23 protein-coding genes are annotated in these 19,671 nt (G+C 63.2%); 13 read left to right on the top strand and 10 right to left on the bottom strand.

The window, feature by feature from the left end; translation table 11 throughout:
- Positions 1-135 precede the first annotated feature (135 nt).
- The 5 genes from JZ00_RS27005 to JZ00_RS26985 all read right to left on the bottom strand — a co-directional run bounded on the left by JZ00_RS27005 (position 136) and on the right by JZ00_RS26985 (position 4,197).
- Complete coding sequence (locus tag JZ00_RS27005; protein ID WP_039594278.1) at positions 136-834, bottom strand: OmpW/AlkL family protein; 699 nt, start codon at positions 832-834, stop codon at positions 136-138.
- A gap of 184 nt (positions 835-1,018) precedes the next feature.
- On the bottom strand, positions 1,019-1,537 hold the full coding sequence (locus JZ00_RS27000) for a DUF3299 domain-containing protein (RefSeq protein WP_039594277.1): 519 nt from the start codon (positions 1,535-1,537) through the stop codon (positions 1,019-1,021).
- Positions 1,538-1,548: 11 nt separating this feature from the next.
- Complete coding sequence (locus JZ00_RS26995; RefSeq protein WP_039594276.1) at positions 1,549-2,814, bottom strand: ABC transporter permease; 1,266 nt, start codon at positions 2,812-2,814, stop codon at positions 1,549-1,551.
- Position 2,815: 1 nt separating this feature from the next.
- Entirely contained in the window at positions 2,816-3,526 is a 711-nt protein-coding gene (locus JZ00_RS26990; RefSeq protein ID WP_039594275.1) for an ABC transporter ATP-binding protein, read from the bottom strand.
- A gap of 77 nt (positions 3,527-3,603) precedes the next feature.
- Positions 3,604-4,197 carry a DUF2796 domain-containing protein gene (locus JZ00_RS26985; RefSeq protein WP_039594274.1) on the bottom strand — a complete coding sequence of 198 codons (594 nt, stop codon included), beginning with the start codon at positions 4,195-4,197 and terminating at the stop codon, positions 3,604-3,606.
- Between the two features lie 120 nt (positions 4,198-4,317).
- Between JZ00_RS26985 and JZ00_RS26980 the strand changes: the two genes are divergently transcribed.
- Entirely contained in the window at positions 4,318-4,665 is a 348-nt protein-coding gene (locus JZ00_RS26980) for a hypothetical protein (protein WP_039594273.1), read from the top strand.
- On the opposite strand, the gene trxA is transcribed toward JZ00_RS26980, so the two are convergent.
- The 3 genes from trxA to JZ00_RS26965 all read right to left on the bottom strand — a co-directional run bounded on the left by trxA (position 4,659) and on the right by JZ00_RS26965 (position 6,764).
- Complete coding sequence (gene trxA, locus JZ00_RS26975) at positions 4,659-5,531, bottom strand: thioredoxin (RefSeq protein ID WP_039594272.1); 873 nt, start codon at positions 5,529-5,531, stop codon at positions 4,659-4,661. The two genes, JZ00_RS26980 and trxA, sit on opposite strands and share 7 nt — an antisense overlap.
- 115 nt (positions 5,532-5,646) lie before the next feature.
- Positions 5,647-6,303 carry a class I SAM-dependent methyltransferase gene (locus tag JZ00_RS26970; protein ID WP_039594271.1) on the bottom strand — a complete coding sequence of 219 codons (657 nt, stop codon included), beginning with the start codon at positions 6,301-6,303 and terminating at the stop codon, positions 5,647-5,649.
- Positions 6,300-6,764 carry a YbaY family lipoprotein gene (locus JZ00_RS26965; protein WP_039594270.1) on the bottom strand — a complete coding sequence of 155 codons (465 nt, stop codon included), beginning with the start codon at positions 6,762-6,764 and terminating at the stop codon, positions 6,300-6,302. Before JZ00_RS26965 ends, JZ00_RS26970 begins: the two co-directional genes overlap by 4 nt.
- Positions 6,765-6,891: 127 nt before the next feature.
- Between JZ00_RS26965 and nrdR the strand changes: the two genes are divergently transcribed.
- From nrdR to JZ00_RS26905, 12 genes are all read left to right on the top strand, one after another.
- The gene (gene nrdR, locus JZ00_RS26960; RefSeq protein ID WP_013694316.1) at positions 6,892-7,356 is read left to right on the top strand and encodes a transcriptional regulator NrdR; all 465 of its coding nucleotides are present in this window, start codon (positions 6,892-6,894) and stop codon (positions 7,354-7,356) included.
- Positions 7,353-8,486: a bifunctional diaminohydroxyphosphoribosylaminopyrimidine deaminase/5-amino-6-(5-phosphoribosylamino)uracil reductase RibD gene (gene ribD, locus JZ00_RS26955; protein ID WP_039594269.1), complete on the top strand. Its 1,134-nt coding sequence runs from the start codon at positions 7,353-7,355 to the stop codon at positions 8,484-8,486. The genes nrdR and ribD overlap by 4 nt, the downstream gene beginning before the upstream one ends.
- Before the next feature lie 46 nt (positions 8,487-8,532).
- Complete coding sequence (locus tag JZ00_RS26950) at positions 8,533-9,207, top strand: riboflavin synthase (RefSeq protein WP_039594268.1); 675 nt, start codon at positions 8,533-8,535, stop codon at positions 9,205-9,207.
- Between the two features lie 16 nt (positions 9,208-9,223).
- Positions 9,224-10,315: a bifunctional 3,4-dihydroxy-2-butanone-4-phosphate synthase/GTP cyclohydrolase II gene (gene ribBA, locus JZ00_RS26945; protein WP_039594267.1), complete on the top strand. Its 1,092-nt coding sequence runs from the start codon at positions 9,224-9,226 to the stop codon at positions 10,313-10,315.
- Positions 10,316-10,558: 243 nt separating this feature from the next.
- Positions 10,559-11,035: a 6,7-dimethyl-8-ribityllumazine synthase gene (gene ribH, locus JZ00_RS26940; protein ID WP_039594266.1), complete on the top strand. Its 477-nt coding sequence runs from the start codon at positions 10,559-10,561 to the stop codon at positions 11,033-11,035.
- Complete coding sequence (gene nusB / locus JZ00_RS26935; RefSeq protein WP_039594265.1) at positions 11,032-11,532, top strand: transcription antitermination factor NusB; 501 nt, start codon at positions 11,032-11,034, stop codon at positions 11,530-11,532. Before ribH ends, nusB begins: the two co-directional genes overlap by 4 nt.
- A gap of 22 nt (positions 11,533-11,554) precedes the next feature.
- Positions 11,555-12,520, top strand: a complete 966-nt coding sequence (thiL, locus tag JZ00_RS26930) for a thiamine-phosphate kinase (protein ID WP_039594264.1) — start codon at positions 11,555-11,557, stop codon at positions 12,518-12,520.
- Entirely contained in the window at positions 12,517-13,020 is a 504-nt protein-coding gene (locus JZ00_RS26925) for a phosphatidylglycerophosphatase A family protein (protein WP_039594263.1), read from the top strand. The genes thiL and JZ00_RS26925 overlap by 4 nt, the downstream gene beginning before the upstream one ends.
- Before the next feature lie 11 nt (positions 13,021-13,031).
- A complete protein-coding gene (locus JZ00_RS26920; protein ID WP_039594262.1) occupies positions 13,032-13,790 on the top strand; it encodes a substrate-binding periplasmic protein in 759 nt (252 codons plus the stop codon).
- A gap of 109 nt (positions 13,791-13,899) precedes the next feature.
- A complete protein-coding gene (gene ribA, locus JZ00_RS26915; RefSeq protein WP_030140454.1) occupies positions 13,900-14,517 on the top strand; it encodes a GTP cyclohydrolase II in 618 nt (205 codons plus the stop codon).
- Positions 14,514-14,933, top strand: coding sequence for a hypothetical protein (locus tag JZ00_RS26910; RefSeq protein ID WP_039594261.1), 420 nt, complete (start codon positions 14,514-14,516; stop codon positions 14,931-14,933). Before ribA ends, JZ00_RS26910 begins: the two co-directional genes overlap by 4 nt.
- A complete protein-coding gene (locus tag JZ00_RS26905) occupies positions 14,933-15,718 on the top strand; it encodes a cobalamin-binding protein (RefSeq protein WP_039594260.1) in 786 nt (261 codons plus the stop codon). The genes JZ00_RS26910 and JZ00_RS26905 overlap by 1 nt, the downstream gene beginning before the upstream one ends.
- A gap of 39 nt (positions 15,719-15,757) precedes the next feature.
- Here JZ00_RS26905 and JZ00_RS26900 read toward each other — a convergent pair whose 3' ends face one another.
- Positions 15,758-17,638: a TonB-dependent receptor domain-containing protein gene (locus JZ00_RS26900; RefSeq protein WP_039594259.1), complete on the bottom strand. Its 1,881-nt coding sequence runs from the start codon at positions 17,636-17,638 to the stop codon at positions 15,758-15,760.
- Positions 17,639-17,719: 81 nt separating this feature from the next.
- Complete coding sequence (dxs, locus tag JZ00_RS26895) at positions 17,720-19,618, bottom strand: 1-deoxy-D-xylulose-5-phosphate synthase (RefSeq protein ID WP_039594258.1); 1,899 nt, start codon at positions 19,616-19,618, stop codon at positions 17,720-17,722.
- Between the last annotated feature and the right edge of the window lie 53 nt (positions 19,619-19,671).

The following is a 19,671-nucleotide window of genomic DNA, read 5'->3' as shown; positions in this document are numbered from 1 at the left end:
GCCTCGACATAAAAAGGCGCCTTTCGGGGCGCCTTTTTATGAGTCATGCATCGCTTTTGCGGCAAGTGAAACCTGTGGCAAGGGAGCTTGCTCCCTCGCCACGGGGTGTGTAGTCATCTCACTATCGTGCAGGGCTTAGAACTTGTAACCCAACCCCACCATATAGACGAACGGATCAACATCGACATCCACCTTGGCGCGGGTACCGGCGGCCACGGCGTTGTTGTCGACATAGGCCGTGGTGTCGATGTCGATGTAGCGGATCTGGCCGTTGATCATGATGTTGTCGGTCAGCATGTAGTCGGCGCCGACTTGCCACGCCATGCCCCAGCTGTTCTTCGCGCGGAAGTTGCTGAAACCGTTGGCGCTGGCTTCACTGCCGACATGCTCGTCATAGATCCAGGTGTAGTTGATGCCCGCGCCGACATAAGGCTGGAAAGCCGATTTGGCGTCGAGCGGGTAGTAGACCACGCTCAGGGTTGGCGGCAGGTGCTTGAGGGTGCCGAGCTTGTTGTTCGCGGCGCCGAGGGCGGTGCCTTTGATTTTTACGTCATGCTCGAACGGCGAGGCCGCCAGCAGCTCGATCCCCCAGTTGTTGGTGAGCATGTAGGCGAAGTTCAGGCCCAGCTGGGTGTCGCTGCTCATGGTCGCCTTGCCGCCCAGGTCGGCGCCGGCCAGTGGGCCACGGTCGACCTTGACGCTGGAACTGTCGGCGTCCGGGTTGACGGTGATGGCGCCAGCGCGAACGATGATGTCGCCAGCTGTGTGGGCCTGGGCGAGTGGGGCGGCGAGTGCGAGCGCGATAAGGGAAGCGCTGAGCAAGGACTTGTTCATAGGGGCTCCAGAGGGCATCGAAAATTGATGTCCCATGGTACGAAGCCGTCTGGTCCGGTCTTTTGACTCAGCTCAATGAGTCAGGGGGTGTTTAATTGACTCAGCTCAATGAAATGATGATGAGCAAACCTTGAGGGGCCCTTCGCGAGCAAGCTATCTAACAGGCAATACCTAATAGCCGGATTCACTCCGGCAGTTCATACACATAAATCTTCTGCGCCTCCATCTGATACCCGGCATCGGCCAGTTCACTGGTGGACGGCCTGACCTGCATCGGCCCTTCGACCCAGTACGGTTGGTACAGCTCGTCGAGCTTGACCCCGAGTTCGCTTTTTACATGCACGATCTGGTTCGACGGCGGTGGCGGCACATGGATGCAGGCGCCGAAATACGGCACCAGCAGGAAATCCGTGGTGCGGCCTTCCTCGCTGACTTCCAGCGGCACGATATAACCGGGCAAGCGAATCTGCTGGCCGTCGAGGGCCTTGACCACCGGGGCGTTGGGCATGTCCTGCTTGGCCGCAGGGGCGGATTCTGCGGCCAGGGCATCGCTCATCTTCGACAGGTCGTGCAGTGGCGTCATGTTCGGCACTTCCGGCGGCGCGTCCGGCGGGATCATTTCCGACCAGGCCAGGTCCCTCGGCTCGGCGGCCCACAGCGGCAGGGCGACCATCATCAGCAGTGCAAGCAGGGCGCGGGGCATCTTCAAGGTCCTCATAGACGGATCGACAGGCCGTCGGCCAACGATTGGCGATAGGCGCGCCAGGCCGGCACGCTGCCCATCAGCAGGGCGGCGACCAGAATGCCAGCCAGCAGCGTCCATTCATATTCGCTTGGCCAGCCCAGCGGCAAATACAAGCCATAGGCGGACTGCACATACCCCTGTGCGGCGGCGATGCCGATGTACAGCAAGGCCAGCCCGGCGGTGACGCCGGCCAGCGCCAGGGCGAAAGCTTCAAGCACCAGCAGGCTTGCGATATGCCACGGCCGCGCGCCCACCGAACGCAGGATCGCCATCTCTCGGCGGCGTTCGTTGAGGCTGGTGAGAATGGCCGTGAGCATGCCGATCAATCCGGTCAACACGACGAACAGCGAAATCACGAACAAGGCTTTCTCCGCCGTGCCCATCAGGCTCCACAGTTCCTGCAGCGCCACCCCCGGCAGGATCGCCAGCAGCGGCTCGCCACGGAACTCGTTGATCTCGCGTTGCAAGGCGAAGGTCGAGATCTTGCTGTTGAGGCCAAGCATGAACGCGGTGATCGCTTTCGGCGTAAGGTCCATGTTGCGCGCCTGGTCAGCGCTGATACGGCCGTTGCCCTGGGCCGGCACACCATTCTTCCAATCGATATGGATGGCTTCCATGCCGCCGAGGCTGATGTGCAACGTGCGGTCCACCGGCGTGCCGGTGCGCTTGAGAATCCCGACCACGGTAAAAGGCTTGTCGTCATGCTTGACCAGGCTGATCGCTGCCACGCCGTGGGCCAGCACCAGCTTTTCCCCCAGCTTGTAATGCAGCGCCTCGGCCACTTCCGCGCCAAGCACCACTTCGAACGGATCGGTGGCGAACGCCCGGCCATCGGCCAATTCCAGATGTTGCTGGCGGCCGTACTGGTAATGCTCGAAATAGGCTTCGGTGGTGCCCATCACCCGATAACCACGATGGGAATCGCCGAGGGACATGGGAATCGCCCATTTCACTTTCGGGTTGTTGGCGAACTGCTCGAAGCTGTCCCAGCGAATGTTGTTGGTCGCGTTGCCGATGCGAAACACCGAGTACAGCAGCAGGTTCACGGAACCGGAGCGGGCGCCGACGATCAGGTCGGTGCCGCTGATGGTACTGGCGAAACTGGCCCGCGCTTCGGTGCGCACCCGTTCTACCGCCAGCAGCAGGCAGACCGACAGCGCGATGGCAAACGCGGTGAGGATGGCGGTAAAGCGGCGGTTCGCCAGGCTGGCCATGGCTAGACGGAACAAATACATCTCAGACCTCGAGGTGCGTGGCGGCGCGATTGAGATCGGCCAGCGAGAGGTGGCGGTCGAACAGTGGGGCCAGGCTCTGGTCATGACTGACGAACAACAGGCTCGACCCGGCTTCGCGACATTCGGCGAACAACAGCCGCAAGAAGTTTTCCCGGGCGTCGTGGTCCAGCGCCGAGGTGGGTTCGTCGGCGATGACCAGTTCCGGTTGGCCGATCAAGGCGCGGGCGGCGGCGACCCGTTGTTGCTGGCCGATGGACAATGCATCGGCGCGACGCTCCAACAGGCTTGGATCGGTCAGGCCGAGGTGGGCCAGCAGCGTGGCCGCGGCTTGATCGACACTGCCGTGGCGCTGGATGGCCCGTTGCGCGCGCAGTTTGGAGAAATGGCAGGGCAGTTCGACGTTTTCGCGCACCGAGAGAAACGGCAGCAGGTTGAACTGCTGGAAGATGTAGCCGGTGTGGTCCACGCGAAAACGGTCGCGGCTGCCCGCGCCCAATTCGGTGAGCTCCTGGCCAAGCAGGCGAATGCTGCCGCGATCCGGCGTTTGCACCCCACCTAGAAGCCCCAGCAAGGTGGTCTTGCCGCTGCCGCTCGGCCCCTTGAGGAACAAGGTTTCCCCGGCCTCCAGGCGAAACGCCGGGATATCCAGCAGTGGCGGATGGCCGGGCCAGCTGAAGCCCAGGTCGGCCAATTCGATGAGTGCTTGGGTCATAGCGCCGATTTTTCAGGTTAACGGGAATTCCTGTGGGAGCGAGCAGGCCCGCTCCCACATTTGGGTCTTGCGCAGAATCAGAATTTCAGGGCTGGCGCCTTGGCCGTCACTTCCACGCCTTGCTGGCCACTCGGGCTGATCAGTTGTACCTGAATTTTCTGGGTGGCTGGGAAGGTTTTGAACAGAGTCGCCAGATCCAGGTTCTTCAGTGCACCCGGGGCGGCGCAGGTGAGTTGGTAGTGGGCATGGATCTCGCTGTGCTCGCCGTTGTGCTCGTCGCCATCGGCGTCTTCGTCATGGTCGTGATCGTGGTCCGGTTCATCACCAAACAACGGGCTTTCCAGCTCTTGCTGCGCCACGGTGCATTTGGCAGCGGCGGGCAGATTGAACAACGCCAGGGGCTTTTCAAGCTGCGCCCGTACGGCAGCGACCTTGGCCTTGTCGGCATCGCTGGTGGCGGCGTGTTCGAAGCCCACCAGGTTCATCGCCGGGCTTTGCAGCTCCAGTTCCAGGGTCTGGGCGTCCAGTGCCGCGTTCAACCGGGCGACGCCGTGTTCATGGGCGCCCAGGCTGCCGTGCTCGTGATCATGATCGTGGTCATGCTCCGCCGCCGCATGGGCGACAGCCAACGGTAGCAGGGCGAACGGCAAGGCAAGCAGCAAACGACGCATGACGAATCTCCGGAAAGGTTATGTAATCTTATAACGAAAACGCGGAGAGTTTGACCGTCTGCTTGGCGTCGCGCAAGGCCCATGGGAGCATGGGCAGATGAAATCTTCAGGAGCACGCTGATGTTGCGGATACGCGGGACGGTCGGTGAGTGGCCGGTGGACTTGACGATCGAGATGGATGAAGGCGACTGGGCGCAGCTCGGCGCACAGTTGCAAGTCGCCAAAACAGAGGGGGCGACGACGGCTCCCGCCAAATCGACGAATCAGGACGACGCCCAGTGGCAGATCGCCCGGGAGCTGCTGCGCAAGGCCGGGCAGTTGAGCGGCCCGGACTTGCTGGAACAACTCGAAGGCCTGACCGGTAGCGCCTCGTCAGGCAAGCGCCTGTTGGTGCGCCTGCGCCATAGCGCCGAGGTCAAGGTATTGAGCGGCGGGGATACGCCGCTCTACAGCTGGGTCGGTCAGTAAAGCGCGGCGAACAGCTTGCGACGGTAGGTCGTCACCAGCGGATGGTCGTTGCCCAGCAGTTCGAACACTTGCAGCAGCGTCTTGTGGGGCAGGCCTTCGCTGTAGCTGCGATTGCGGATGAACAGCTTGAGCAGCGCCTCGAGCGCCGGTTCGTACTGCTGGCGCGCCAGTTGCTGGATCGCCAGTTGGTACACCGCCTCATTGTCCTGTGGATCTTTCGCCAGACGCGCCTTGAGGTCGGCGGCGTCCGGTAGATCCTTGGCCAGGCCGAGGAACTGGATCTGCGCCTTGGCGCCGGCCAGCGCGGCCTTGTGTTCATCGCTTTTCACCGCGTCGAGCACCGTCTGCGCCTCGCCCAGCTCGCCGCGCTCGGTCAGGCAACGCGCATAGAGAATCAGCGCCTTGGCGTTGGTGTTGTCTTCGCCCAGCAGCACCGTTAGCACGGCCTCGGCGTCGGCGAAACGGCCGTCATCGAACAGCGCCTGGGCCTGTTCGAACGGATCGGCGGCGGCGGGAGGCGGCATCTGCACATGGGGTTCGAGCATCGCCCGCACCGCGGATTCCGGCTGGGCCCCGGCAAAACCGTCGACCGGCTGACCATCCTTGAACAGCACCACCGTCGGCAGGCTGCGAATGCCGAAGCGGGCAACGATGTCTTGCTCGATGTCGCAGTTGACCTTGGCCAGCAGCAGTTCACCCCGATAACTCTCGGCGATGCCTTGCAACATTGGCATCAGCGCCTTGCAGGGCGCGCACCACTCGGCCCAGAAGTCCACCAGCACCGGTTTGTGGAAAGAGTTGGCGATCACCGACTGGTCGAAATCGGCCGTGGTGGCGTCGAAGATGTAAGGCGTGTCCTGGGTCATGGGGAGTCTCGTAGAACGCTTGAATGGGGCAACTATACGGCTTGGTGGGGGGTGGCCGAAAGTCAGGGCTTGCGGCGCATGGTAGGCTGCGTTCGCGAGCCGGCGCGTGAGGCTTTTAGCCACGCCGCGCGTGGTACAGGCTTACATGCCGAAACTCCTCCGGCTCGGCCAGGTCCGGCAGGGTCATGGCCTCGAGCATTTCGATGCGCCGATACAGCGGATGCTGGAAATCCCGCACCCGGGAGTCGGCCACCAGCGCTTCACGGCCACGGCTGAGGAATTGATCGAGCAGCGGCAGGTTGGCCCGGTCATAAAGCACATCGGCAACCAGGATCAGATCGAAGCGATCTGCCTCGGCGAAAAAATCCGTCGAATAGCTCAACGTTACGCCATTAAGCAATGCATTCGCCTGGCACGCGGCAATCGCCAGCGGATCCAGATCGCAAGCCACCACTTCCAGCGCCCCTGCCTTGATCGCCGCGATCCCCGCCACGCCGGAGCCGGCGCCGAAGTCCAGCACTCGCTTGCCCTCGACCCACTGTGGCTGTTCGACCAGGTAACGGGCCATCGCCAGGCCGCTGGCCCAGCAAAAACTCCAATAGGGCGGCTCGTGGAGGATGCGTCGGGTTTCCTCCGGGCTGAAGGCGCGGTCCATGTTGTCGCCGTCGATCAGCCACAACTTCAGGTCAGTGCCGGGCAACGGACATGTCACCAGGCGCGCATCACCAAGCAACTCGCCCAACGCATCCTGCAGGTGCTGCGGTGCCTTCATGGGGCTTTGACAAATTGCAGGTCGCCCAGCGCCTGGGTGGTCGGCTGTGCAATGCGTTGTTCCGGCAAGTGCAGGATCAGTTGCCCCGACTGGCTGGCGCGGCCGCGCAGTTCCACACGGGCGCCGACCGGGAACGCTTCGGGGTTGAAGCGCAGGTGGAAGGGCAGGGCACGGTTGTTGCCGATCAGGCTGGAACTGGCGAGCAGTTGCTGCGGACGATCCTTGTCATCGATCACCAACAGCGCCAGCTCGACCTCGGCCCCGGCCGGAACGCCTTGCAACGTGCCGCTCAACTCGCGTTGGTGCGCCGGCAGCGGGCCCAGCTCCGTGGCCTGCCGAGCCTTTTCCTGGGCCTGCTTCGGCGCGGGCGCCGGGGCTGGCGGGGTGGGCTTGGGGGCGTCGCTGCTGCACGCCATCAGCAGGCTGAAAAGACTGAGCAAAACAATGGATCGTAGCGGCATGGGTAGCTCCAGCAAGGTGAATTCCATGGATCTGGCGATAAGCCCGTCTGTATACCGTAAACCCTATGGCTTGTCTTGCCAGTGGGATGCGCTACCATGGCCCTCCCTTTTTTTGTTGCCTGCCACCATGCACTGTCCCTTCTGCGGTGCCAACGACACCAAAGTCATCGATTCGCGACTGGTCGCCGAGGGCGAACAAGTCCGCCGCCGCCGCGAATGCCTGGCCTGCGGCGAGCGCTTCACGACGTTCGAGACCGCTGAACTGGTGTTGCCGCGCCTGATCAAGACCGACGGCAGTCGCCAGCCGTTCGATGAAGAAAAACTGCGCGCCGGCATGCAGCGCGCCCTGGAAAAACGCCCGGTGAGCGTCGAGCGCCTGGAAGCGGCGCTGGTGCACATCAAGCACAAGCTGCGGGCCACCGGTGAACGCGAGGTCAAGTCCCTCGTCGTCGGCGAGCTGGTGATGGCCGAGTTGCAAAAGCTCGATGAAGTGGCCTACATCCGCTTCGCCTCGGTATACCGGCGCTTTCAGGATCTCAACGAGTTCCGCGAGGAAATCGACCGCCTGGCCCGCGAGCCGGTAAAAGAATGACCGCCTCGGCGCAGCAGGCCATCCTCGACGCCCACTACATGGCTCGCGCCCTGGAGTTGGCGCGGCGCGGTCACTACACCACCCACCCCAATCCCCGGGTCGGTTGCGTGATCGTGCGGGACGGCGAGGTCGTCGGCGAAGGCTGGCACATCCGCGCCGGCGAGCCCCACGCCGAAGTCCATGCCCTGCGCGCCGCCGGCGACAATGCCCGGGGCGCCACGGCCTACGTGACCCTCGAACCGTGCAGCCACCATGGGCGTACGCCGCCGTGCGCCGATGCGTTGGTCAATGCCGGCGTGGCGCGGGTGGTGGCCGCGATGCAGGACCCCAATCCCGAAGTCGCCGGGCGCGGCTTGCAGCGGTTGGCCCAGGCCGGCATCGCCACCGAAAGCGGTGTGCTGGAAGGCGAAGCGCGCAAGCTCAACGAAGGTTTTCTCAAGCGCATGGAGCACGGCCTGCCGTTCGTGCGGGTCAAGCTCGCCATGAGCCTCGATGGCCGCACCGCCATGGAAAGCGGTGAGAGCCAATGGATCACCGGCCCCGCCGCACGCGCGGCAGTCCAGCGCCTGCGCGCCCAGGCCAGCGTGGTGCTGACCGGCGCCGATACGGTGCTGGCGGACAACGCCCGGCTGACCGTGCGCGCCGATGAGTTGGGGCTCGATGCCGAGCAGACCGCGTTGGTCATGAGCCGTCCGCCATTGCGGGTGCTGGTGGACGGGCGCCTGCGGGTGCCGCTGGATGCGCCGTTCTTCAAGGCCGGCCCGGCGCTCGTCGCTACTTGCATGGCGGTGGAAGAACAGTACGCCAACGGTCCCGAATGCATGATCGTGGCGGATGAAGACGGTCAGGTCGATCTGCGGCGCCTGTTGGTTGAATTGGCGGCCCGAGGCGTGAACGAAGTGCTGGTGGAGGCCGGCCCGCGCCTGGCGGGAGCCTTTGCCCGGCAAGGCCTGGTGGATGAGTTCCAGATCTTTGTTGCCGGCAAGTTCCTCGGCTCTTCAGCGCGACCGCTGCTGGACTGGCCACTGGCGCACATGAAGGACGCGCCACAGCTGAAAATCATCGACATTCGCGCCGTGGGCGATGACTGGCGAGTCATTGCCGTCCCCGTTGCGCTGGCGAGCGTATAATTTCCGGCTTTCGCTCAAGCGGCGGCCCGTTCTCGAGGAGGACTCCATGTTTACCGGCATCATCGAATCCATCGGCAGCATTCGCGCACTCACCCCCAAGGGTGGGGATGTGCGGGTCCATGTCGAAACCGGCAAGCTCGACCTGAGCGACGTCAAGTTGGGCGACAGCATCGCCGTGAATGGCGTCTGCCTGACCGCCGTCGAGCTGCCGGGCAACGGTTTCCTGGCGGATGTCAGCCGCGAAACCCTCGACTGCACCGCGATGAACGACCTCAAGAGTGGCAGCCCGGTCAACCTGGAAAAAGCCCTCACGCCCACTACGCGCCTGGGCGGGCACCTGGTCAGCGGCCACGTCGACGGTGTCGGTGAAGTGGTCTCGCGTACCGATAATGCCCGGGCCGTCGAGTTTCGCATTCGCGCCCCGAAAGAACTTGCCAAATACATCGCCCATAAAGGCTCGATCACCGTCGACGGCACCAGCCTGACGGTCAACGCGGTGGATGGCGCCGAGTTCATGCTGACGATCATTCCGCACACGCTGAGCGAAACCATCATGGCTTCGTACCGGCCAGGTCGCCGGGTCAACCTGGAAGTCGACCTGCTGGCCCGTTACCTGGAGCGCCTGTTGTTGGGCGATAAGGCCGCAGAGCCTGGCTCCCCACAAAAGCCGGGTAACATCACTGAAAGTTTTCTGGCCGCCAATGGCTACCTCAAATCCTGACGCAAGGGGGTGCCGCGTGGCGCTCAATAACATCGAAGAACTGGTTGAAGACATCCGCCAAGGCAAGATGGTCATCCTCATGGATGACGAAGACCGCGAGAATGAAGGCGACCTGATCATGGCCGCCGAATGCTGCAAGGCCGAACACATCAATTTCATGGCCAAGCACGCCCGCGGGCTGATCTGCATGCCGATGACCCGCGAGCGCTGCGAGCTGCTGAAGCTGCCGCTGATGGCGCCGCGCAACGGCTCGGGCTTCGGCACCAAGTTCACCGTGTCGATTGAGGCTGCCGAGGGCGTGACCACCGGTATCTCCGCCGCTGACCGCGCGCGCACCGTGCAAGCTGCTGCGGCCGCCGACGCCAAGGCCGAAGACATCGTCAGCCCCGGCCACATCTTCCCGCTGATGGCCCAGGCCGGCGGCACCCTGGCCCGCGCCGGCCACACCGAAGCGGCGTGCGACCTGGCGCGCATGGCCGGTTTCGAGCCCGCCGGGGTCATCTGCGAGGTGATGAACGACGACGGCACCATGTCCCGTCGCGCCGAGCTGGAAGCTTTCGCTGCCGAACACGACATCAAGATCGGCACCATCGCCGACCTGATCCACTACCGGATGATCCACGAACGTACCGTTCAGCGGATTGCCGAGCAACCGCTGGACAGCGAGCTGGGCCAGTTCAACCTGGTGACCTACCGTGATTCGGTGGAAGGCGACGTGCACATGGCGCTGACCCTGGGCACTGTTTGCGCTGAAGAACCGACCCTGGTTCGCGTGCATAACATGGACCCGCTGCGCGACCTGCTGATGGTCAAGCAGCCGGGCCGCTGGAGCCTGCGCGCCGCCATGGCCGCGGTGGCCGAGGCTGGCAGCGGCGTGGTGCTGCTGCTCGGACACCCGCTCGATGGCGACGTGCTGCTGGCGCATATCCGCGAAACCACCGAGCAACAACCGGTGAAAAAACCGACCACCTACAGCATTGTCGGTGCCGGTTCGCAGATCCTGCGTGACCTGGGCGTACGCAAGATGCGCCTGATGAGCGCGCCGATGAAGTTCAATGCGATATCCGGTTTCGATCTGGAAGTTGTAGAATACGTGCCCTCCGAATAATGGCCCGTGATTTCGGCATTATCGTTAAGGCTTGTTAGATCCATCTGTGGCGAGGGAGCTTGCTCCCGCTGGGCTGCGTAGCGGCCCCATTGTGGGGGTTGCACACCCAAGCGGGAGCAAGCTCCCTCGCCACAGAAGGTGTGCAAGTGAACGAGATGACGGGATCCACAGCCCTGTATTCGTGGCTAATATCATTGAGGAGCGCGTATAGAACGTGCTCCGGCTCTTTAAGAGATCTGACGAATGACCCTGAAGACCATCGAAGGTACCTTCATCGCCCCCAAGGGCCGCTACGCGCTGGTAGTCGGCCGTTTCAACAGCTTTGTGGTTGAAAGCCTGGTCGACGGCGCGGTCGATGCCCTGGTTCGCCATGGCGTGAGCGAAGGCGACATCACCATCATCCGTGCGCCTGGCGCCTTCGAAATTCCGCTGGTTGCGCAAAAAGTCGCGCAAAAGGGCGAGTTTGCGGCGATCATCGCCTTGGGCGCGGTCATTCGTGGCGGTACTCCGCACTTCGAATACGTAGCTGGCGAATGCACCAAGGGCCTGGCCCAAGTGTCCATGGAATTCGGCGTGCCGGTTGCCTTCGGCGTACTGACCGTCGATTCCATCGAGCAAGCCATCGAACGTTCCGGCACCAAGGCCGGTAACAAAGGTGCCGAAGCTGCCCTGTCCGCCCTGGAAATGGTCAGCCTGCTGGCACAGTTGGAGGCCAAGTGATTAGCGACGAAAGTGATCGTTTCAACCCGCGCGATCCAAAGCCCGCGGACGCCGGCAAGCCTTCGAAGAGCGTCAAGCGCCGCGAAGCGCGTCAGCTGGCGACCCAGGCCCTGTACCAATGGCACATGGCCAAGCAATCGCTGAACGAGATCGAAGCGCAGTTTCGGGTCGATAACGATTTCAGTGATGTCGATGGCGCGTACTTCCGCGAAATCCTGCACGGCGTCCCGGCCCACAAGACCGAAATCGACAACGCCCTGGCACCTTGCCTGGACCTGACCATCGATGAGCTGGATCCGGTCGAGCTGGCGGTGTTGCGCCTGTCCACCTGGGAACTGATGCAGCGTGTCGACGTACCGTACCGCGTGGTGATCAACGAAGGGATCGAGTTGGCGAAAGTCTTCGGTTCCACCGATGGTCACAAGTTCGTCAACGGTGTGCTCGACAAGCTCGCCCCGCGCCTGCGTGAAGCTGAAGTGAAGGCGTTCAAGCGCTGACTGGCGCTTGTAACGACTGACTATGGGCGAGTTTGAGCTGATCCGTAACTACTTCGCTGCCGCGCCTTGCGCGCAGGGCGGCGAGGGCGTTGCGCTCGGGATCGGTGATGACTGCGCCTTGCTGGCCGTTCCTCCCGGGGAACAGCTGGCGGTGTCCACCGACACGCTGGTCGCCGGTGTGCATTTCCCGGATCCCTGCGATCCGTTCCTGCTCGGCCAGCGCTCGCTGGCCGTGGCGGTCAGTGACTTGGCCGCCATGGGTGCCAGCCCTTTCGCCTTTACCCTTGCCCTGACCCTGCCGACGGTAACCGCCGATTGGCTACAGGCGTATGCCCACGGGTTGAGCGAGATGGCCCGGGCATGCGGCGTGGCGTTGGTGGGGGGCGATACCACCCGGGGCCCGCTGAGCCTGACCTTGACCGTGTTCGGCCACGTGCCGTGCGGCCAGGCCTTGACCCGCAGCGGCGCGCAGCCCGGCGATCTGCTCTGTGTCGGCGGTGAACTGGGTAATGCCGCAGGTGCGTTACCGCTGGTGCTCGGCCAGCGCAGCGCCGAACCTGCGGTGGCCGAGCCGTTGTTGGCGCATTACTGGTCACCGCGACCGCAAATCGGCCTCGGCTTGGCACTGCGGGGCAAGGCCAGCGCGGCGATGGACATTTCCGATGGCCTGCTGGCGGATTGTGGGCATATTGCCCTGGCGTCCGGCGTCGCGTTGAGGGTTGAACGTGACCGGCTGCCGTTGTCCAACGCTCTGCTGGCGTTGCTTGGCGAGTCTGACGCGCAACACGCCGCCCTGAGCGGCGGGGACGACTACGTATTGCTGTTCACCGTGCCGTCGGTCCGATTGTCGGCGCTTCTGGCCGAAGGCTGGCCGATCCATGTGGTCGGCAATGTCACGGCGGGGCAGGGCGTCATGCTGGTCGACAGCCTTGGACGCGACATCACCCCGCAGATACGGGGCTATCAACATTTTCGGGAGACACCGTGACAGATCATCCCAACCAGGTTCCGGCGGAATTCGTTCCGCCCTCGGTCTGGCGCAATCCCTGGCATTTTTTGGCGTTTGGCTTCGGTTCGGGCACCTTGCCCAAGGCTCCGGGCACCTGGGGCTCACTGGTTGCGCTACCCTTTATACCGTTGTGGCAGATGTTACCGGATTGGGGCTACTGGCTGATGCTGGGCATCACCATGCTGTTTGGCTTCTGGCTGTGCGGCAAAGTGGCGGATGACCTGCGGGTCCATGACCATGAAGGTATCGTCTGGGACGAAATGGTCGGCATGTGGATCACCTTGTGGCTGGTGCCTGAAGGCTGGCACTGGTTGTTGATGGGTTTCCTGGTGTTCCGCTTCTTCGATATCCTCAAGCCATGGCCGATCCGCTGGATCGACCGGAAGGTACACGGGGGTGTCGGCATCATGCTCGACGACGTGCTGGCCGGCGTTTTTGCCTGGCTTGCAATGCAAGGGTTGGTGTGGTGTTTCACCTGAGGGAACCAGGCATGGGCGTAAGCCGCGCATTTTTGCTATTGCTGTGTATCGGAGTGTTGTTCGGCGTGCGTGTGGCCGAGTCTGCGCCGCTGCCCGGCAAGATTCGCGCCGCCAGTGAAGAATGGGCCGATTACACCCAGGCCGACGGGCAGGGCATGGCGTGGGACATACTGCGTGAAGTGTTCGAGCCCGAGGGCGTCCAGCTGGAAACCCGTAGCGTGCCCTATACCCGTTCGATCGGGTTGGTGCAGCGTGGCGAAGTCGACGCCCAGGTGGGCGCCTATCGCGATGAATCCGAAGGCGTGCTTTATCCTCATTGGCACTACGACATTGATCACATCTATGCCTTGGGGCTCGCCTCCAAGCCCTCGCCGACGTTGGCGACGGTCGGTAATTATCGGCTCGTGTGGATGCGCGGCTACGAGTACAACCACTACCTGCCCAACATACGGCGTTTCAACGAGATTCATCGGTCCGTAGGTATCCTGCCGATGCTCGATCATGATCGTGCCGATTTTTATATCGATGCGTTGATGGAAATCCAGGATGTGCTCGCCAAGGCCAGCGATCCCCAGCAATACAAGCTCTCGCCGCTGATCAACCTGCCGTTGTACCTGGGTTTTGCCAACAACGAGAATGGACGTGCGTTGCGTGCGTTGTTCGACCGACGCATGGAAGTGCTGGTGAAGAACGGCCGGTTGAAGCCGATCTTCGAGCGGTGGAAACAACCCTATCCCTTTGACGAGAGCGGCAAGCCACCGAAGCCGTGATCAAACTTTTCGATGCTAATAGGCAGTAATTCAGCCTAAGCGTCCGTCGGATCGTGCTGTTACAATGCCCGCCTCTGCGAATCTCCAGTACTAGATCAGGAGCACACCGGTGCCTGTCGTTTTTGTTGCCGCTTCCAAGCTGCCAACGCCCTTTGCGCAATTCACCATGCATGGTTTTCTCGATGAAGCCACCGGTCGCGAGCACGTCGTGCTGAGCCTGGGTGATTTCGCCGATGGCGCTCCGGTACTTGGTCGCCTGCATTCCGAATGCCTGACGGGCGATGCCTTGTTCAGCCAGCGCTGCGATTGCGGCTCGCAACTGGAAGCCGCGTTGCAAGCCATTGCCCGGGAAGGTCGCGGCGTGCTGCTGTACCTGCGCCAGGAAGGGCGTGGCATTGGCCTGTTGAACAAGATCCGCGCCTACGAACTGCAAGACGGCGGTGCCGACACCGTGGAAGCCAACGAACGTCTTGGATTCGCCGCCGACTTGCGCGACTACAGCATCTGCCTGCCAATGCTGGAGCACCTGGGTATCAAGTCCTTGCGGCTGATGACCAACAACCCGCGCAAGGTCAAGGCGCTGACCGACATGGGCATCGTGGTGGCCGAGCGCGTGCCGCTTCATACCGGCCATAATCCCCACAACAAGCTCTACCTGGCAACCAAGGCCAGCAAGCTCGATCACATGATGGGCAACGAGCACCAGGGCGAGGTCGACCGGGCGTGACGCGCGGCCAGGTCCGGCGGCGGTTGGCCGTCAGTTGGTGGCAGTACCTTGCGCTGGCCTTGCTGCCGCTGTTCGTGATCAACGCCGTGTTTGGCCAGGGCGAGGCGATCCTGCCGGTGCTGGCGATGCCGTTGTTTATCGCCGGCATGGCGTCGATGTTTGTCAGCCTGCGGTTTTTCGGCGGCTATAAAAACGCCCTGATCGCCACGCAAAAATCCCTCGATACACCTGAAGAACCCCAGGCCTGGATCACCTTGGCGGCGCGGCGCCGCGCCGCCTTCCTGGTGGCCGGCCTGCCGGCCTGGATTGGCGCGTTGGCGGTGTTCGTCGGCCTTGAGGCGGTGCCGCTGGTGCTGCTGGCGTTATCCACCGCCGTGCTGTTCTACCTTTATCGCATTCCGCGTCAGCTCGGTTGATGCGTTTCTGGCTGGCGGTCCTCTTGCTGGCCGCCAGCGCCTCGACGGTGGCCGCTTCCCGCGTCGTCAGCCTAGCGCCCTCGCTCTCTGAAATCGTCGTTGAACTGGACTCCGCTGATTTGCTGGTGGGCGTGTTGGATGGCGGTGAGCGTCCGCCGATCCTCAAAGACCTGCCTTCCGTTGGCCGTTACGGCCAATTGGATATCGAGCGCCTGTTGAGCCTGAAACCCGATCTGCTCCTGCTCTGGCCCGGCAGTATCGGACCGGCCCAGCGTGAGCAGCTCAAGGCACTCGGCATCCCGATCTACGTCGCCGAGCCTCACGGCCTCGATCAGCTCATCACGCAAATTCAGGACATCGCCACCCAACTCGGCCGCCCGGAGCGGGGCGTGCAACGCGCGGCGCAGTTGCGCCTGCGCCTTGAGGCACTGCGCCAACGCTATAGGAGGGAGACGCCAGTACCGGTGTTCTATCAGGTCTGGGATCGACCGCTGTATACCGTCGGCGGCAGGCAGATCATCAGTGACGCCCTGGCGGTATGCGGCGCGCGCAATGTGTTTGCTGACCTGAGCGTACCGGCGCCGCAGGTGAGTGTGGAGTCGGTGTTACAGCGTCAACCGCAGATGATCCTGGCCACGGATCAGGCACAGCTCGACGCCTGGAAAGCCTGGCCGGTGGCGCAGGGGCGACTTTTGCGGGTCGATGACAAAGGGCTGGAGCGGCCGAGCGGGCAGATGATCGAGGCGACGGCGCGGTTGTGCGGGTTGATCGCACCGGACAGGTAAAACCGCGGTGCCTCCTTCGCGAGCTCTACGAGGTGTGGATTAGAGAGAGGGCGTCCAAGTCACCCCAAACAACCAGGCCCGACCCTCTTCCCGATACCCATACTGCCCACCGTCATGGCTATACAGCGCCCGGCTATAGCTCTTGTCCAACAGGTTATCCACCTTCATCTCCAGCTTCACTTCCCGGCTTGGAGCCCAGCTGCCACGCAACCCGAACAGGGCATAGCCGCCCAACGCATTGCGGTTGTTCTCATCGTCATAGCTGCTGCTCACCGCTTGCCAGGTGGCACCGAGGCCCAGGCGATCGAATTGTCGGTCCAGGTCCAGGCTCAACGTGCGGCGGGCGCGGCGGGCCAGGGTGTGGCCGCTGTCGCGGTCGCGTGGATCGATGATGGCCAGGCCCAGGTTGCCCTGCCAACCGAACAATTCCTGTCGCAGGGTCGTCTCAAAGCCGTTGATCCTCGCCGACGCAACGTTTTGCGGACGAGAGTTGCTGCCGAAGATGATCGCGTCTTCCAGGTCCGTGCGGTAGAGGGAAGCCTCCAGGCGCGCGCTGTCGCTCAGTTGGCTGCGCCATTGCAGTTCGTAGCTCTTGGCCGTTTCGGGTTTCAGGCCCGGGTTGCTGTAGTCCGGGTAGTACAGGTCGTTGAATGTGGGCGCGCGGAAGCTTTCGCTGTAGGTCAGCAACACATCGTTGTCCGGGTTGACCGGCAGGGTCAGGGTGCCGCTCCAACTGTTCTGGCCACCAAACTGCTGGTTCTGGTCGCGGCGCAGGCCCAGCTCTGTCGAAAAGGTATCGGCCTGGAAACGATGTTGGACAAACGCCGCGCGGTTCCAGCGGCTGTCTTCGTCGAAGGGTGTGCTGCTGTTGACCCGATCCTCATACCAGTCGCCGCCCAGGACCAGGCTGTTGCGCTCGTCCAGCGTCACATCGTTCTGCCAGGTCACCGAATCACGGTAAGTGTTGAAGACTTCGCGAACTTCACTGAGCTTGTCGAAGGTTTTCTCGCGGTTCTCGCTGTGGCTCAGTTCGAGGCGGGACTTCCAGGCCTCGTTGACCCGCCCGTCTACATAGCTGCTGAAGCTGCTCACGGCGAATTCGCTATAGGGTTGCTGGGGCAAGGATTCGAAGGTGTTGGGATCGAAGCGGCCGAACGGGTTGTCGTATTCACTTTTGCCACGGTTATCCAGCAGGTTGAGGCCGACTTCCAGGTCGTCGCTGGCGGCGTGGCTCAAGCTCAGGCTGAAGGACTGGTTGCGGTTGGCGTCGTCGTCTCGATCGCTGGCGTAAGACTCATGGGTCCGGTTGGTGCCCTCGGTTTCGTCCAGGCTGGCGCCCAGGTTGAAACGGGTTTGCTCGTCGCCTCCGGACAGGCCCACGCTGCGCTCCCAGGTTTGGTGACTGCCGGCGCCCAGGTGCAGGCGCGGTTGCAGGCCTTGATCGTTGCCGCGTCGCGTGAATATCTGGATCACACCGCCCACCGCATCGGCGCCGTAGATCACCGAGCGCGAGCCACGCAGCACTTCCACGCGCTCGATCTGGTTGATATTCAGGCGTTGCAGGTTGCTGTCGCCGGAGGTGGCGTTGCCGATGCGCTGGCCGTCCACCAGCACCAGGCTCTGGGCCGATTTGGTGCCGCGGATGTAGATCCCCGGCAGGCTGCCACGCCCTCCGAGCGGTGCCACTTGCACGCCCGGCACGCGGCTGAGCAGGTCGGTGACACTGGCCGGTTGCAGGCGGTCGATGTCGTCGCGGGTAAAGATTGTATTGGCGGCGCTGCTGTCGTTGCGGGCCTCGACCTGGCGGTTCGCGCTGATCAGGATGTCGGGCAGCTTCAGGGCCTGGTCGCGTTCGAAGGTGTCGGCCAGCAGGTCGGGAGCAGGGAACAGGGCGAGGGTGAGGGCGAGGCGGCGTTTCATGGGGTTCCGGATATCAGATATGCACAAGGCCCCTGTGGGAGCGAGAAAGCTCGCTCCCACAGGGGCTAGCGTTGGCTGGGCTTACAGGCCCAACAGCTGCAACCGCAGCCGCACCGCCGCTTCGATCCCCACTTCGTCCAGCCCGCATTCGGCCAGCATCTGCGCTGGCTTGGCGTGTTCGACGTAGATATCCGGCAGCCCAAGGTGCAGCACTGACCTGAGGATGTTCTCCCGCGCCAGGAATTCGCTGACCGCTGCGCCGGCACCGCCCATGATGGCGTTTTCTTCGACGGTCACCAGCAGCTCATGGCTGCCGGCGATCTCGCGTACCAGGGCTTCGTCCAGGGGTTTGACGAAGCGCATGTCGACCACGGTGGCATCGAGTTTCTCGGCGACTTTCAGGGCTTCGGCCAGTTGCACGCCGAACACCAGCAAGGCGGTTTGCTTGCCTTGGCGGCGGATCACGCCCTTGCCGATCTCGATGGGTTCGAGGCCAGCCTCGATCGTCGCGTTCGGGCCGGTGCCGCGCGGGTAGCGCACCGCCGCCGGACCATCGAACAGGTGGCCGGTGGTGAGCATCTTGCGCAGTTCGTTTTCATCGCTTGGCGTCATCACCAGCATGCCGGGAATGCAACGCAGGTAAGACAAATCGAAGCTGCCGGCGTGGGTCGGGCCGTCTTCGCCCACCAGGCCGGCACGGTCGATGGCGAACAGCACATCGAGGTTCTGCACCGCCACGTCATGAATCAATTGGTCGTAGGCGCGTTGCAGGAACGTCGAATAGATCGCCACCACGGGCTTGGCGCCTTCGCAGGCCATGCCGGCCGCAAGCGTCACGGCATGTTGTTCGGCAATCGCCACGTCGAAATAGCGCTGCGGATAGCGTTCACTGAACGCCACCAGGTCCGAGCCTTCCTTCATCGCCGGGGTGATGCCCACCAGGCGCGGGTCGGCGGCGGCCATGTCGCACAGCCATTGGCCGAACACGCCGGAATACTTCGGCCCGCCGGCCTTTTTCGGCGCGGCGGCCGGGGCGTCCAGGGGTTCGAGCTTGGTGATGGCGTGGTAGCCGATCGGGTCGACTTCCGCCGGGGCGAAGCCTTTGCCTTTCTTGGTGACCACGTGCAGGAACTGCGGGCCCTTGAGGTCGCGCATGTTGCGCAGGGTGGCGATCAGCGTGGGCAGGTCATGGCCGTCGATGGGGCCGATGTAGTTCCAGCCCAGTTCCTCGAACAGCGTGCCGGGGACCAGCATGCCCTTGGCATATTCTTCGGTGCGGCGGGCGATTTCCCAGGCGCCGGGCAAGCGCGACAGCACTTTCTTGCTGCCTTCGCGCATGCTGGCGTAGGTGCGGCTGGAGAGGATCTTCGCCAGGTAGTTGGACAGCCCGCCAACGTTGCGCGAGATCGACATGTCGTTGTCGTTGAGGATCACCAGCATGTTGGCATCGACTTCCGGCGCGTGATTGAGCGCCTCGAAGGCCATGCCAGCGGTCAGTGCGCCGTCGCCGATCACGGCAATCGCCTTGCGCTCGCTGTTTTGCAGCCGGGCGGCAATCGCCATGCCCAGGGCGGCGCTGATGGAGGTGCTGGAGTGGCCGACGCCAAAGGTGTCGTATTCACTCTCGGAGCGGCGCGGGAAGGCAGCGATGCCGTCCTTCTGGCGCAACGTGCCCATGCGGTCGCGACGACCGGTGAGGATTTTATGCGGATACGCCTGGTGGCCGACGTCCCACACCAGCCGGTCGTCAGGGGTGTCGAACACATAATGCAGCGCGATGGTCAGCTCGATGACGCCCAGGCCCGCGCCGAAATGCCCACCGGTCTGGCCGACCGTGTAGAGCAGTTCCAGGCGCAACTCATCGGCCAGGGTCTCCAGCTCGGCTTCACCCAGGCGACGCAGGCCGTCCGGCGTGTTGGCGCGGTCCAGCAGGGGCGTGGCCGGGCGTGTGCGGGGAATCTCTTGGAACGTCGTGGGCATCAGGCGAATCGTTATAGGTATAAAAGAGGCGGCAGTTTACCTTATGCATCGCA

This window comes from Pseudomonas frederiksbergensis, from assembly GCF_000802155.2.
GTDB lineage: Bacteria > Pseudomonadota > Gammaproteobacteria > Pseudomonadales > Pseudomonadaceae > Aquipseudomonas > Aquipseudomonas frederiksbergensis_A.
The sequence above is the reverse complement of the archived record's forward strand: the minus strand, read 5'-3'. Positions and strand labels throughout refer to the sequence as shown.